Below are 13,938 nucleotides of genomic sequence, written 5' to 3' on the forward strand. Positions count from 1 at the left end.
GGCTACATGCTCTGAACATTCAAGCGCCGCAGCACGGCCTTTTCCGCTTCCACTGCGAGGAACTTGCCAAGCCCCAACGCGAGGATGACCAGCCAGGAAACTGCATCCAGCGCTGCGGTCTGAAACAACTGCTGCATCGGGGGCGCGTAGGTGAACAGGAGCTGGAAGCCGATCAACAGCGCGCTCATCCAGAAAGCCACCGGGTTGCCGGTAAAAATATCCCGGGTAAAGGCATGGGCGGTGAAGTGGCGTACGTTGAACAGGTAAACGAACTCGCCGACGACCAGCATATTCACTGCAGCCGTGCGCGCTACCTCAATGCTGCTTCCGCGCATGAGTTCCCATTCGAACACGGCAAAGGTCACCCCGATCATCAACAAGCTGACGTAGGCGATGCGGAAGGCCAGTACCCGCGTAATCAATGGTTCCGAGGGGCGGCGCGGCGGGCGGCGCATGACGCCCGGCTCGGCTGGCTCGAAAGCCAGCGCCAACGACAGCGTTACCGCCGTGACCGTGTTCACCCACAGAATCTGGCCGGCAGTGACCGGCAGCGCCAGTCCGGCGAAGACCGCCAGCAGGATCACACCGGCCTCGCCGCTGTTGGTTGGAAGCATGAAGAGCAATGACTTCTTGATATTGTCGAATACGACGCGGCCTTCGCGCACGGCCCGCGCGATAGTCGCGAAATTGTCATCGGTAAGCACCAGATCGGCGGCCTCACGCGCAGCATCCGTTCCCTTTTGTCCCATGGCCACGCCAATGTCGGCAGCCTTGAGCGCCGGCGCGTCATTGACACCGTCGCCGGTCATGGCGACCAGCTCACCCTGGGCCTGCAAAGCTGCCACCAGGCGCAGCTTGTGCTCGGGGCTGGCGCGGGCAAATACATCGGTTTCGAGGCTGGCGCGCCCAAGGGCCACGGCATCCATCGTCTGAACTGCTTCACCTGTGAGAGCGCGATCAGCCCGAAGCCCGAGTTGCCGTCCGATGGCCGCCGCCGTGACGACATGGTCACCTGTGATCATCTTGACACGCAGTCCGGCGCGTTGGCATTCGGCCACCGCTGCAATGGCTTCCTCCCGTGGCGGATCGATAAGACCAGTCAGTCCCAGCAAGGTGAAGCGCCGGGTGATGTCGGTCATGGAAAGTGCCGTCGTGCCGGCAGGCATCTCGCAGCGCGCCAGCGCCAATACACGCTGTCCGGCGCCGGCGGCGGCTTCCATGCTCGCTTCCCAGGCGCTGCGATCGAGTGGTTGGCCGGTGGCATCCTGCACGCACAGATCGAGCACGCGCTCCGGCGCACCCTTGAGCAACACGAAGGCGTGTCCCGCATGATCGTGATGTAACGTAGCCATGAAACGGTGTTCCGACTCGAAAGGAATTTCATCAATCCGGGGCATTGCCGCAGCAGTTTCGAGAGGATCAAGCCTGGCCTTGTGGGCAAGCGTCAGCAGAGCCCCTTCGGTAGGGTCGCCCACGAGCTGCCAGCCTGTCGCTTCATCATGCTTAAGCTGTGCATCGTTGCATAGCAAGGCGCAACGGGCCAGCCCTTGCAGCAAGTCATCCTGCACAAAGTCCACAGCCACACCGTCACGATGGAAGCCGCCCTCGGGCGCATAGCCGGTACCGCTCACTTCCAGAGTGAGGCTGGGTAGCATGACACGCACGGCGGTCATTTCATTTCGGGTGAGCGTACCGGTCTTGTCCGAGCAGATCACGGTAACCGAGCCCAGAGTCTCCACGGCCGGTAACCGCCGAATGACAGCGTTATTACGGGCCATGACGCGGGTGCCGATGGCCAGCACGATGGTTACGACAGCCGGCAATCCCTCGGGAATGGCCGCTACCGCCAATCCGACGACCGCCAGAAATATGTCGAGAACCGGCATCTGGCGCACGAAATGCCCGTAAAGAAACGTGATCAGACCTGCCGCCAGAATGAACAGCGTGATCTGTCGGGCGAATTGATCGAGCCTGCGGGTGAGCGGCGTAACCAGCGTCCGGACCTCGCCGACCAGCTGGCCGATGTGGCCCATCTCGGTCGCTGCGCCCGTACCAACCACCACGCCATGCGCCTGGCCGAAGCTGACCACCGTGCCGGCATAGGCCATGCAGGTACGATCACCGATAGATGCATCCTCGTCTGCCGGTTCCGTGACCTTGTCCACCGGAACCGACTCGCCGGTGAGGGCGGCTTCGTTGACGCGCAGGTTTTTCACGCGCACCAGACGCAGGTCGGCCGGCACTCGAACACCGGACTCCAGCAACACGATATCGCCCGGCACCAGCAGAGTGGCGTCGATCTCGTGCCGCTCACCCTCGCGCAGCACCGTGGCGTGACTGGCCAACATGGCGCTCACCGCTTCCAGCGCTTTCTCTGCCTTGCCTTCCTGAATGAAACCGATCACGGCGTTGATGAGCACCACACCCACGATTACCACTGTATCCACGTAGTCCTTAAGCCCAAACGTGATGGCACCGGCAACCAGCAGCACATAGATCAAGGGGTTGTGGAATTGCAAAGCCAGGCGCAGCCAGGGGCCGCGCCGCTTTGATGCCGGCAGGCTGTTGCGGCCGTATTGCTCAAGACGCCGTGCGGCCTCCTCGCAGCTTAGACCAGTGCTGGTCATGACGGACAGCGTATGCAACACCTCGTCCAGTGGCTGGGCGTGCCAAGCAGGCGACTCATCGGATGCCAAGGGATGTGCCGGGATCACTATCTTTGCTTCAGCCACAGGGGAATTTCTCATCGCAGCAAGCCCTCACAGATATTTGAATGCCAAGGCGGCAACCATGGTGGGTAACAAGGCCGCAAACAGCAAGCCCATCGGACTCACCGCTTCATCTTCAAAATGCCTGCGCAAGATAGAAATGCCGGCCGGATTGGGTGCGTTGGCGATGATGGTCAGACCGCCGCCAGTCACCGCTCCGGCGACCAGGGCATACTTGAAACTGTCAGACAGCCCTTCAACCAGGGAGCCGAGATAGGTTAGCGCCGCATTGTCGGTGAAAGCCGTCAGGGTGACCGCTCCGAAGAACACCGCATCACTGTTCATGCTCATCAGCACCGGTTGCAGCCACCACTGTTGCTGGCCACCCAATACCACCAGCCCGGCCAGAAAGAAGGCGACCAGCAGCCCTTCACGCAGGATCAGGCGGTCTTGATGGCGTTGGTAGGCACTGGCTACGCCGAGAAAAAAAAGGAACAGGCTCATGAAGATTGCCGGATGGTGTGCAAACATCACAACACCCACGAGAAAAACCAAATGAGCGATGACCAATGCAAGCGGCACCGGACCCACGCCGTTACTGCTGGTTGCTGGCGAGAGTCCGGCTAGCTCCTTGCGAAACAGCAGCGCCGCACCAAGAGCATTGATCACAACGGCGACAGCCGCTTTCCAGCCGAACACGGTCATCATGAAACTGATGTCCCAACCCCATTTGCCAGCCACCATCAGCACCGGCGGTGCAGCAAACGGTGTCAGCGTGCCGCCGATGGAGACATTCACAAACAACACGCCCAGCGTCACATACTTGAGGCGGGTCGAAATACCGCGCGAAAAAAAGCGGTCGGCCAGGATCAGTGCAGCCAGTGTCATGGCCGCAGGCTCAGTGATGAACGATCCCAACAAGGGTACAAATATCATCACCACGATGTAGGTACTCATACTGCCGGGTAATGGCATGGCATGCGCAGCAAGCCGCACAGCGGTCATTGCAGTCTGCAGAATCGGACGGGTGCCCGCGATGACCATAATGGCGAAGACGAACATCGGCTCGGTAAAGTTACGCGAGTCGATGTAATGCGTTGTAGCCGCTGCACCGTCGATGGCGAACATGGCCACGGCTAAAACCATGGCCCAGAAACCAAAAACCACTTCGACTTCGCCCAGCAGGTGCCACAGTCCCGCATGAGCCGGACGGGTGTGTGCCAAGTGCTCGAAGAACCTGGTCGAGAAGGTATGCAGGATGGCGACCGCAAACAGTACAGCACCGATTAATTGGATTGTAGTTGGTGCCACCCGCGCTTCTCCTTGCTGTGTCAGATTGAGGCATGCCCCCTATATCGTTCTAGGGCAGTTGTCCTGCGTTAACCATCTGCCCATACAAAATATTGGGCGATAGCCATATTACCATATCATCAAATTCTCCCGTTTGTGCACCTGCCGGCATAGGCGTGTGACTGACGAATACGGGGTTGTTATCCAGATTGGCGGCTTCATCCGCACTCGCGCTGCCAGCCGCCCCGTTTTTACCCAATGAAAATATCACTGCAGGAGGTGCGTTATTAGTCGCGGAAGTCAATGCCGGTGCCGAACCGCAACCTGCCGAAGTGGTACCTGTCGCCGATGCGCACACTGCCAGTTCCGATTGCAATACGGCCAGACCGGCATTTTTCATGCCATTTGCAGTAGTAAATGCCGAACTATTCGCTTTAGCCACAGCATAACGTACCCGATTCCCCCAGGCATCGAGCAGGTAGCCTTGCACATCAAGGTGGCCCAATCCCAGACTCACCGCGGGTACATAGCCATCATAGGGATTGGTACACATCCCGCCGCCTTGCGGACTTTCGCTACCGTTACTTGCCGCCGAAGCCGGACACGGCAACCGCCCGTTGCGGATGGCAAAACCCAGCAGGGCATCGTTGACTTCATTCAGCAGCTGCGTGGTTTCAGCCTGCCGGCGCTGTTCGATCTGCGCATTGAGCGGCACCAGCGCGCCGCCGAGCGCCAGCGTCAGGATCACCAGCACCAGTGCAAGTTCCATCAGCGAAAAACCGGCCTGCGCCTTAGCCACAATGCACCACCATAGTTTTGTTCAGCGCCATGTTTCCGCCACAGTACTCAAGATTGATTTGTACATTATCCTGCGCCGCAGAAACAATGTAAGGCTGCACTTGCGGCAAAGGCGGCGAGGACGGCGGCAATATCAGCTGCAGCCAGCCATTCAGCACCAGCGCGTTGCCGGGTGCGAATGACAGCGTATTATAGGGAATGTAACCGGCCAGCTGATTGGGCTGGGCATTACCGGACTGATCGCCGGCAAATGGATAAGCATGATACTGCGCCGCATACTGGGCCAGATTCGCTGCGATCTGCTGCAATACCAGCCGCTCGACATTGCGGAACATCTCCGCACTGGAAACGCTCATCACCCTGTCGTCAAACGCCGGGTCTGGTGCCGTTTTGGCCACATACGCATTATCCCCATCCGCGTTACCGTCCTCCAGATAATTGCCGACGGCAAGCTGTTGCGTCAGCGTACCGCGCTGTTGAGGGTCAATGGCAACGCCCGGTGAAAACAATACGGCAACCATATTCACATTGCCGTTAACCTGCAACAATCCGGTTGTCGCCTGACTATTTATAATCTGGGACGGGGTGTCGCCCGTGTCGCGGGACAGCGCATACCATAAGCGTTCGCCATCGCCATCGCGGATATCGCTCAACCCCAGGGTGCGCCAGGGCAGACGGCCAATATAGCTGGGGCATTGCGTACCGCTTAATAAATCGGCAACACCGTCATTGTTGGCATCCGGGCACGGCAAACTGCCGGGGCGATTAGCATCAACTACGGCACGGCCTATCAGCGCAATTCGCGCTACTGCCAGCGCTCCGGCAGTAACCGCATCGGCGGCATGCCGATTCGCCGCCCGCCCATACAGCCAGCCCAGCGTCACCATGCTCATGATGATCGCCAGCACCAGCAGCACCGTCCCGCGCTGGCGGTAATCAGTGCACCGCAACATTATCAGCCTGCACTGCCGCATCATTCCCGTCGTCGGCAAGCGGCGATGGCAGCGGTACAGCCGGAATGGCCGGCCGTTCCGCCGGCGTGGCAATTTCATACGGCTCCAGCACTCGCCCTGCCTGCCTGTCAAACGCCTGCCCCGGTTTCAATACCGGCGTGGCAGGCAGTTTCAGGCGCGCAGGATTATTCGCAGCATGATCGACATAGCGGGTCTGACCATTTACCCATAACGTATTTATGCCATCGCTGCGTATGACGTAACCGTTATAATGCGTGTCCCCATACACAATAGCTGCTGCATGATGAACTCGCGGCTTATGCTGCATGTCGAGCTGCAGGCGCTGTTGCGGCGTATAAAACAACCTCCCCACAGGCTGGGCCGCCAGCGTATTGGCTGCAAGCAGCCAGCCCGCCACGAGGGCGATGCCGTAATATTTCATGACACGCCTCCCTGCATCAGGGTATGCCACTCGAACACGCATCGGGTCTGCAACGGCAGCGTCTCGGCTGCATGAAGCAGTGTGCATTCGCGTACCGTAAAGATGCCGTGTCCCTGGCTGCGCAAATCCTCCAGCAACCGGGCAAAAACGCCCTCATGCGCAATGTCAGCGGTGAACTGCACCGGGGTATCCATCAATTTGAATGCCCCGCCCGGCTCAGGATGATGAGGCTGCTGCGGGGCGATATCGAAACTCACTGCCGTCAGGCCCAGACTGGCACTCGCGGACATCAACTCCTGATTCCACTCCAGACGCTGATCGTCACCTATAAAGCCGTTACGCTGCAAGCGGCGATATTCGTCCAGATAACGCGCTACCCATTGCTTATCCATTGCGGACTGGGCGATGCGCTGATTCACCGCAGCCAATTCAGCCTGCGCCTGCTGCTGTTGCAACTGCACGCTCTCGACCATCTGCATGCGCTGATAAACCCATCCGGCAGCGACGCCCAGCGCCATAAGCAGACTGAGGAAAGGCAATATCAGACGGGAAGTTATCAGTATATGTTTCATGATGCCGCTCGCAATACCAGTTTCAGCTTGAACGCAGCGCGCGTCATCTGCGTTTGCGTAGACTGATGCAGCGACAATTTTGGATCCCGGTTAATGGGCATGCTGATCACATCCACCGCCTCAACACGCGGATGGCGCCGCAGCTCGGCAACCAGGCCATCAATATCCGTCAGCGCCGCACGATAGTCTCCCGCGAACGGATGCACTTCGCCATCGACATACAATGCCTGGCCGCCATCCCGGCGACGATCAACCTCCTGCGCCTGCCATGACAGCCGTGTCACAGCGATGCGGGGGCGCTGCGCCAGTGCGTCGCTTAACACCGCGAAACCGGTCATCGGTTGTGGCGCGCTGTACAGTGTCTGCGCGGCTTCCACCGCTGTCTTCAATTCAACGGGCGCAACCGGCGTAGCCGGCATTGCTGCCAATATTTCGTGATAACGCTGCTGTTGCCGACCCAGCTCTGACTGCGTTTGCTGTACCGTCGCAGCAAGCTGATCACGCTGATAGGACAGATAGCCGCCCGCTAGCCCGGCGGCAGCCAGACACGCCACAGCAGCCATATACAAACCGCGCCGCCATTGCATTTGCCGATACCCCAGCGTCATCGCCGGCGTGGCCAGATTGACTGCCGTCGAATAGCGTCCGAGCGCCGCCAGATGCAGGCTGTCTTTGTAACGGTGCAAATCGCTGGCATTTACCCGCAGCCGTTGCGCCAGAACATCGCTGGCACGTACCTGACAGGTCAAATCCAGACCGGTATCCTGATTCAGTATCTGGCATAAGCGTTCATAATCCTGCTGCGTATCCAGCACGGCGACAGCCAGCGGACTTTGATGCGGCAAATACTGGTGACTGGTCAGATAATAACGCGTCTTGATGATTTCCTCAGCCAGCTTATCCGCTGTCTGACTGGATTCCGGCGTGCACAGCCGCGAAAACAGCAAACGGTTATGACTGAAAAACGACAACCGTGTACCGCCGCTTTGCTGCGTCACCCAGAGCAATGGCGCAGATTCCGGCGACAAATAACGTACCAGCGCATGGCTCACCAGCGGCACGGTGGTCAGCAGCGCAAGATGAACAGCATGCTGCGCCAGCAGGTCCAGCCACGCTTGCGCCCATTCCAGCGTATTCAGCGATACGAACAGGTAGCGGTCATCGCGCCGTCCATCGTCTTCACGTCCCTGATACCAGACGACGGCATAAGCGCTATCCCGGCTTACCTGGCGCAAGCGCCGCGCCAGCATTTGCGCACGCGCAGCGCCAAACACATGCGGCAGGCTTTCAGCATGATATTGCTCATCCACCCCATCCACCAGGATGGAAAGTTTGGCATGCCTGAATCGCCCCAAAGCTTCGAAAAATGCCTGGTAACCCTCCTCATCTGCAACGAACTCGCCGATGAAATGGAATTTCCCGCGCCGCTGGCAAGCCAGGCTGACGCCCTGCACGCTCAGATAGACCAGCAAGTGCGGAGAAATCAGATTCAGAACGGCATTCATAATTTGACCGTTCCTAACACGTCGTACATGGGCAACAATACCGAACCGACGATCAAAGCCATGATCGAACCGAGAATAAGCGTCAATGCGGGTTCCAGCAATTTCAGCGCGCGCTCGGTGGATTCCCTGACTTCACGACTATAGAAATAATTGACGTTTTCCAGCGCCGTATCCAGCGCGCCCGTCGTTTCGCCCACACGCAGCATGCGTATCACCAACGGCGGAAACACGCTTGAGCTTTGAAAACTCTCGCTCAGACTCTCGCCATTGCCGATGCGTACCCGCGCACGCTGGATAGCATCCGCCACGACGCGATTCACCGCCAGGGTTTCGCCCACGGCGAGCGCATCCAGTATGCTGATACCGGAGCGATACATCAGTGCAAAAAAATTGGCAAAACGGGCCAGCGCGATCTTATACAAGATGCTGCCGACTACCGGCAGATGCAATTTGACGTCGTCCGCCCAGAATCTGGCGCGCTCGCTGCGCCGCAATATCCATAAACCCGTCATGCCGGCCACGACCGGGACGATCAGCAGCAGCGGCCAGATTATTTTCAGCATCTGCGATAACCACAGCAGCACCCTCGTCTGTATCGGCAATGCCAACCCCATGCCCTGCATCAGTTGCACGATCTGCGGCACCAGGAACAGCAGTAACAATACAATGATTACACCCACCAGCCCCAATACCATGCCGGGGTAAATCAGCAAGCGCTGGGTCTGTGCCGCAAGTTCGTCCTGCCGCTTCAAGGTATCGCCCAAACTGGCGAACACCTCTCGCATCAGGCCGGTATGTTCGCCGGTTTTCACCAGGCTGATCATCAGGGTATCGAATACCGCCGGATGCGCCGCCATCGCTTGCGACATCAACTTGCCGCCCTCCATATCTTCCAGCAATGCGGTAAGAATATCGCGGAAACGCGTATTGTCCGTGCTATCCCGCAAGTCGCGGATGCCGTCGAGAATGGGTATGCCGGCTCGGCTGATTTGCTCCAGATGGAAACAGAAAGCGATCAGATCGCGTCGGCTCGCTGCACCGCGGGCAAAGTCGCTGGCTCGGCTATCCAGTATCCGCAATGTAATCAAATCAAGGCCGGTTCGTGCCAGACGCAATTCCAGGTCGACCTCGTTTGCGGCTGATAAGCGCCCGCGATGGCTGCGGCCCTGCTGATCCATGGCATGGTAACTGAAATAGGGCATAAATCAGGCGCGGCGGGTCAAGTCGACCACGCGCGCCACCTCCAGCAAACTGGTTTTACCGTCCAGCACAGCCGCGATACCTTCGTCTGCCAAAGTGCGATAGCCGCGCGACAATGCCAGGGTACGTATCTCCCCCTGGCTCGCCCGCCGCGCCACCAGCTCGTCCAGCTCGTTATCCAGCGGCAATAACTCCATCAGCGCCATGCGCCCGCGGTAGCCCTTGCCTTTGCACACAGGACAACCTGCCGCGCGATAAATCGGCGGATGGGTAGCGCGATTCCAGCCCAGCAACTGCTGCTCGTCAGCTTCCGGCACATAAGCCACCCGGCAGGTCGAGCACAATACCCGTACCAGCCGTTGGGCGATGACACCGATGATATTGCCGGCCATGATATCCGGCACGATGCCGATATCCAGCAATCGGGGGAATACGCCCAGCGCCGAGTTCGTATGCAGGGTGGTGAAAACCTGATGCCCGGTCATCGCTGCGCGAAACGCCATTTGCGCGGTATCCTGATCGCGTATCTCGCCCACCAGAATGATATCCGGGTCCTGACGCATGATGGAGCGGATACCGTTTGCAAAATCGAGCTTGATCGTCTCGTTCACCGAAGTTTGCCGCATCAGATCGACCGGATATTCGACCGGATCCTCCAGCGTCATGATATTGACGGTCTCGTGATTGACGTGATTGAGCAGCGAATACAGCGTAGTGGTTTTTCCCGACCCGGTCGGCCCGGTCACAATGACGACCCCTTCCGGGCGCGCCAGCATCAGCAACAGCAATGTCATGGTGTCGGCGGGCAGATTCATTTGCATCAGCGGCATGATCGCGCGTTCGCGATCCAGTATGCGCAGCACGATGTTCTCGCCATGTATGGTCGGCTGCACCGAAGCCCGGAAATCAATCGGGCGCCCATGCAAGGTAAGGGAAAACCGCCCATCCTGCGGTGCCCGGTTCTCGGCAATGTTCATCCCCGACATCACCTTCAGGCGCACTGCCATTGCCGGCCAGTAACTGTGATGCAGCGCGCGTATCTGCTCCAGCACGCCGTCAATGCGATAACGGATACGCAAAAATGCCTGTTCGGGCTCGAAATGGATATCCGATGCGCCATGTTTGACCGCGTCTACCAGCAAGGCTTCGATCAGCCTTACCACCGGCTGGGTGTAATTATCGGTATTGAGCGCCATACTCTGATAATCGATTTCGCCGGTTTCGATTTCGTGGAGTATGCCGCCCACCGACAGTTCGAACCCATAAAACTTGTCCACCGCTTCGAGCAACTGTGCTTCGCTTGCCAGCACCAGCTCGATTTCGATATGAGTACCGATTAACGCCCGCAACTGATCCAGCGCCACCACGTTGAACATGTCGGTAATGGCGATAGTCAGGGTTTGCGATTCGCCGTTGAAGGCGATCGGCAATACATAATGTCTGCGCGCGAACGCTTTCGGCACCAGATCCAGCGCTTCGGCATCCGCAATCACATTGCCCAGATCGATACTGATGTGGCCGCTGGTATTGGCCAGCTGGTCGCGTATCACCGCTTCCGTGACAAAGCCCAGCTGTATCAGCTGGCGCCCTATCGGCACGCCATTGTCCTGCTGTTCCTTGATAGCGATGCGTAACTGGTCCGGGGTGATGGCGCCCTGTTGCACCAGAATCTCGCCCAAACGGGTCGTCTTGGTCACGTTCATCGGGACTGGCTCACTGCATCCTGCAATTGACGGATACGGTTATTCAAACGTAATTCATCACCATGCCCACCTCCGCCTGACGCCAGCTCCCGAGCCTTCAGATAATAGTTCAGCGCGACCGGATACAGCCGCAAATAATCCAGACTCACCGCCAGATTATAAGCATAGTCGGCATTACGGGTATTCGCCTGATAACTCTCAAAATACGCGGCTTCGGCTTCTCGCCAGCGGCGTTGTCCGGCGTACAAATTACCGAGACTGAACTGCAAAGCGGCTGATGGCTGCTGCTCCAGCAGCTGCCTGATTTGTGCTTCGGTATCGGCGACATGCAGCTCATCGCCTGACGCGGCCAATCCGGCTAGCGCAGTCACATTACGTGGGTCCAGCATTAATGCCCGTTGAAAATGCTGTCGCGCCTGCTCGCTCTGATTTTGCCGCAAAGCGATGACGGCCAGACCTAGCTGCACATCCACATTGTCGTCCCCGCCCAGCACCTGCTCATAATACTCGTGCGCCAGACTGTATTCGCCTGCTTGATAAGCATGCCAGGCCTTATCGAGCATCGATGTCAGTGAAACGGCGGAGCCGGCGGCATGTTTCGGAGGCGGCGCAGGATGCGATGTTTTCGAAGCTGCCGCACCTCGTCTGTCTTTTTGCAGCACGCCTTGTCCCCAGCGCAAACCGGTCGTTGCTGCTGCCGCTTGACTGCTGGCCGCAACGGAAACAATTAATGGTTTGCCTGGCGCTGACGGCGCCTGTTCAAACAGGGCTGCGTTGGCAGCAGGCAGCTGAGGCGCCGCATCTGCCTGACCAAACAGTCCGCCCGCCAGTACGATTAAGGCGGCAAACCCACCCCGACGAGAGGAACTCGCACTTTGTCTGGGCTGATTATCTGCGCACAATAAGTTCATGGCTGTGGCATCGATGAATTACGACTGTCCAATTGGCCTAATTCCTGATCCGGCTTAGGCAAGTAACGCTTGAATGACTTCAGTTCGTCGCTCTCGAGCGACGGGGTAGCAATCACCGTGGGCCGCAAGAAAATCACCAATTCGGTTTGTTGCACATTGCGCTCGTGCTGGCCGAACAATGCACCGATGCCTTCCTGACGCGACAGACCCGGGATGCCGTCGCGGGCACGGTTAGTGTCATCCTGCATCAATCCGCCCAGAATCACCGTTTGCCCGCTGCCGACTTGCAGCACCGATTCCATTTCGCGCACCTGGATCACCGGTACTTTATTGGTAAGCGGCGCAATGATGCTGGGATTGGGATCGACCACATCGCCCACCTTGCGTGAAATGGTTGGGCGCACATTCAAGGTCACCATGCCATTCTCCGAAATCTGCGGAGTCAGACTCATCACCAGACCGACGGGCACGGTTTGCGGCGTGGTCGTGTAGGTAGTCACCGGTGCCGTATTGTTGGAAGTCACCGTATCGGCCTTGACCGTAAAATACACCAGGTTATCGACCACCTTGAGCAAGGCGGTCTGATTGTTGATCGCCATCAATTTAGGACTGGAAAGCACGCGCAAATTGCCAAACGATTCCAGCAGATTCAGCGTCGCTGTGTATTTCTGATCCTTGAATCCGCCGCTGAAGAACGGCGTGAGCGTATTCGCCAGATTGGTGCTGGCGGCACCATTGGTACTGAAGAACCAGCCTGCGCCGCCGCTTTCAACCACACGCTGCCAGTCTATCCCCATTTTGTACTGATCCTTCAGCGTCACCTCGACGATGGTTGCCTCGATCAATACCTGGCGCTGACTGGCCTGATTCACGCTACTCAGATAATTCTGTATCAGACGCTGCTGGCGTTCGGTGCCAACCACGCTCACCGTGCCCGTTACCGGATTTACCACGACATCGTTCTTCGACAGCATCTCGGCTTGCGGGGAATACAGCGAACTCCCGAATACCTCTTTATACAGCCCGGGAGCTGCTGCCCCAGCACGTGCTACGGCTTGTGCCTGCAACAAGCGTTCGCTGCGTACATTGCGTTCGGCATCGACGCGCTGCTGCTTGTCTTCCTGTCGCTGGCTGGCCAAACGGGTAGAAATGAGTATGGCGCGCAGATTGTCGGTCAGCACGTCCCAGAAATTGTTATTCGACTTGCTGGCCACCGTGGTCGCAGAACTATTGCCATCCTGATCGCCGTCCTTGCCGACCCCGCCACCAGTACTGGCAATCTTGGCTGCGACGCCAATAGTGGAATCGGTATTGCGCGACAGGTTCACATAATTGATCCGGTAAGTCTGCATATAAGGCGTATCTGGCATGATGGAAAGCGTCTTGCCTTCCATTTTGTAACGGATATTGGCTTGGCGGGCCACCCGTTCCAGTATTGCAGGCAGCGATTCGTTGACTGCATTCAGCGTCACTGTACCGGTAATGCCAGGACTGATGTCAATGTTGTATCGCGTATCGCGCGCGAGGGAAAACAGCAGCTCCTTGACCGGCACGTTGTCCACCACAACAGTATAAAGCGGCGCATATTGCTGAGGTTTTGGCCGGAGCAGGTCCGGCAGCGTTCTGACCAGAGGCGGAATGTCCGTCTCTGCGGGCGCAGGCGCTGCGCTCGCCTGGATATGTCCCGCTGATTGCCTGATCGTATTGGGAGGCACGCATCCGGACAATGCCGATACCAGCAGCACTCCCCAGCCTGCATTTGTAGTTATTGAACGCATCACCCCTGCCACCCTATATTAATTATCTGATTCGATTCCAAATGCCACCACAGTGCACAGCACAAAAATAAATTTGCG

At 58.1% G+C, this 13,938-nt stretch carries 11 protein-coding genes; all 11 read right to left on the reverse strand.

Annotated features, from left to right (window positions below):
* Nucleotides 1-2: 2 nt before the first annotated feature.
* The 11 genes from CAP31_RS13315 to CAP31_RS13365 are packed head-to-tail and all read right to left on the reverse strand — an operon-like array spanning nt 3 to nt 13,860.
* Nucleotides 3-2,747 carry an HAD-IC family P-type ATPase gene (locus CAP31_RS13315; protein WP_087447983.1) on the reverse strand — a complete coding sequence of 915 codons (2,745 nt, stop codon included), beginning with the start codon at nt 2,745-2,747 and terminating at the stop codon, nt 3-5.
* A gap of 12 nt (nt 2,748-2,759) precedes the next feature.
* Nucleotides 2,760-4,019, reverse strand: a complete 1,260-nt coding sequence (locus CAP31_RS13320; protein ID WP_087447984.1) for a putative Na+/H+ antiporter — start codon at nt 4,017-4,019, stop codon at nt 2,760-2,762.
* Nucleotides 4,020-4,068: 49 nt separating this feature from the next.
* A complete protein-coding gene (locus tag CAP31_RS13325) occupies nt 4,069-4,797 on the reverse strand; it encodes a type II secretion system protein (protein WP_223247289.1) in 729 nt (242 codons plus the stop codon).
* Nucleotides 4,790-5,749 carry a hypothetical protein gene (locus tag CAP31_RS13330; RefSeq protein ID WP_087447985.1) on the reverse strand — a complete coding sequence of 320 codons (960 nt, stop codon included), beginning with the start codon at nt 5,747-5,749 and terminating at the stop codon, nt 4,790-4,792. Before CAP31_RS13330 ends, CAP31_RS13325 begins: the two co-directional genes overlap by 8 nt.
* The gene (locus CAP31_RS13335) at nt 5,733-6,191 is read right to left on the reverse strand and encodes a hypothetical protein (protein ID WP_087447986.1); all 459 of its coding nucleotides are present in this window, start codon (nt 6,189-6,191) and stop codon (nt 5,733-5,735) included. Before CAP31_RS13335 ends, CAP31_RS13330 begins: the two co-directional genes overlap by 17 nt.
* Nucleotides 6,188-6,763, reverse strand: a complete 576-nt coding sequence (locus CAP31_RS13340; protein WP_087447987.1) for a hypothetical protein — start codon at nt 6,761-6,763, stop codon at nt 6,188-6,190. Before CAP31_RS13340 ends, CAP31_RS13335 begins: the two co-directional genes overlap by 4 nt.
* Nucleotides 6,760-8,268, reverse strand: coding sequence for a hypothetical protein (locus CAP31_RS13345; protein WP_087447988.1), 1,509 nt, complete (start codon nt 8,266-8,268; stop codon nt 6,760-6,762). The genes CAP31_RS13340 and CAP31_RS13345 overlap by 4 nt, the downstream gene beginning before the upstream one ends.
* Nucleotides 8,265-9,470 carry a type II secretion system F family protein gene (locus CAP31_RS13350; protein WP_087447989.1) on the reverse strand — a complete coding sequence of 402 codons (1,206 nt, stop codon included), beginning with the start codon at nt 9,468-9,470 and terminating at the stop codon, nt 8,265-8,267. Before CAP31_RS13350 ends, CAP31_RS13345 begins: the two co-directional genes overlap by 4 nt.
* Before the next feature lie 3 nt (nt 9,471-9,473).
* Nucleotides 9,474-11,171: a GspE/PulE family protein gene (locus CAP31_RS13355; protein WP_087447990.1), complete on the reverse strand. Its 1,698-nt coding sequence runs from the start codon at nt 11,169-11,171 to the stop codon at nt 9,474-9,476.
* Nucleotides 11,168-12,082 carry a tetratricopeptide repeat protein gene (locus tag CAP31_RS13360; RefSeq protein WP_087447991.1) on the reverse strand — a complete coding sequence of 305 codons (915 nt, stop codon included), beginning with the start codon at nt 12,080-12,082 and terminating at the stop codon, nt 11,168-11,170. The genes CAP31_RS13355 and CAP31_RS13360 overlap by 4 nt, the downstream gene beginning before the upstream one ends.
* Nucleotides 12,079-13,860 carry a secretin and TonB N-terminal domain-containing protein gene (locus CAP31_RS13365; RefSeq protein WP_087447992.1) on the reverse strand — a complete coding sequence of 594 codons (1,782 nt, stop codon included), beginning with the start codon at nt 13,858-13,860 and terminating at the stop codon, nt 12,079-12,081. The genes CAP31_RS13360 and CAP31_RS13365 overlap by 4 nt, the downstream gene beginning before the upstream one ends.
* Nucleotides 13,861-13,938 lie beyond the last annotated feature (78 nt).

The organism is Sulfuriferula sp. AH1, from assembly GCF_002162035.1.
GTDB lineage: Bacteria > Pseudomonadota > Gammaproteobacteria > Burkholderiales > Sulfuriferulaceae > Sulfuriferula.

What these genes read in the sequence shown, in the direction of transcription:
- CAP31_RS13315 (WP_087447983.1), bottom strand. Translation starts at nt 2,747, where the DNA reads ATGAGAAATTCCCCTGTGGCTGAAGCAAAGATAGTGATCCCGGCACAT.
- CAP31_RS13330 (WP_087447985.1), bottom strand. Translation starts at nt 5,749, where the DNA reads ATGTTGCGGTGCACTGATTACCGCCAGCGCGGGACGGTGCTGCTGGTG.
- CAP31_RS13335 (WP_087447986.1), bottom strand. Translation starts at nt 6,191, where the DNA reads ATGAAATATTACGGCATCGCCCTCGTGGCGGGCTGGCTGCTTGCAGCC.
- CAP31_RS13340 (WP_087447987.1), bottom strand. Translation starts at nt 6,763, where the DNA reads ATGAAACATATACTGATAACTTCCCGTCTGATATTGCCTTTCCTCAGT.
- CAP31_RS13345 (WP_087447988.1), bottom strand. Translation starts at nt 8,268, where the DNA reads ATGAATGCCGTTCTGAATCTGATTTCTCCGCACTTGCTGGTCTATCTG.
- CAP31_RS13350 (WP_087447989.1), bottom strand. Translation starts at nt 9,470, where the DNA reads ATGCCCTATTTCAGTTACCATGCCATGGATCAGCAGGGCCGCAGCCAT.
- CAP31_RS13355 (WP_087447990.1), bottom strand. Translation starts at nt 11,171, where the DNA reads ATGAACGTGACCAAGACGACCCGTTTGGGCGAGATTCTGGTGCAACAG.
- CAP31_RS13360 (WP_087447991.1), bottom strand. Translation starts at nt 12,082, where the DNA reads ATGAACTTATTGTGCGCAGATAATCAGCCCAGACAAAGTGCGAGTTCC.
- CAP31_RS13365 (WP_087447992.1), bottom strand. Translation starts at nt 13,860, where the DNA reads ATGCGTTCAATAACTACAAATGCAGGCTGGGGAGTGCTGCTGGTATCG.